This is a genomic window from Serratia odorifera (assembly GCF_041448735.1).
Classification (GTDB): domain Bacteria; phylum Pseudomonadota; class Gammaproteobacteria; order Enterobacterales; family Enterobacteriaceae; genus Serratia_F; species Serratia_F odorifera.
In genome coordinates this window covers 1-596 of the sequence record NZ_JBGMUT010000067.1, presented here as the reverse complement: position 1 = coordinate 596, position 596 = coordinate 1, and the positions used below count along the sequence as shown (strand labels likewise).

Sequence of the window (596 nt, the reverse complement as noted above, 5' to 3'; positions counted from 1 at the left end):
TAGCAAATACATGATCTACAAATCCAGCAGCATCCGTATAATGCTCTTCAATTCTAGTATCAGCTTCATGGTATAATAATCCGTCTATAATATGAGGCGCTTCCTCAGAAGAACTAATGACTTGGGCATAAAAAGGGTCATATTGATCTGAAATATGAGTATAGAAATTTAGGCCAGGATCTCTGCCATGTTTGGCATTTACTTGAGCTAATGGACTAGAAGCACCACTTGACTGGAAATATTGTCCATCTGAAGAAGAAGTGGTTCCATTTCCCCAATAGCTAGCATGCCTATTTTGCCGTTGAAAATTTGATAAGACTCCCAGAGCTTTTGTATAATTTTCATCACTGATATACCAATCTGCTATCCAAGCAAGTTGTGTATAGGTAACAGTAGGACATGCATCAGCCATTTTACTTAATCCAAGATTAATCCCCTCGGCTAAAATTGCCGCAAATAATGCAGTTTCATCTTTTGGCCCTGTTTTCGTATGAAGATGTACAAACTGTTGACTAAAATGGGTCCAAGAGTCTACTTCTACTAATAGTTCTGTTAGTTTAATACGTGGTAATACATCATAAATAGCCCTTGTAAGA

At 37.4% G+C, this 596-nt stretch carries 1 protein-coding gene; it reads right to left on the bottom strand.

Annotation, left to right across the window (positions count from 1 at the left end; translation table 11 throughout):
- Window positions 1-596, bottom strand: a 596-nt coding sequence (locus tag ACCC84_RS23880) for a Tn3 family transposase (RefSeq protein WP_371902436.1), incomplete at both ends; no start/stop codon positions are given.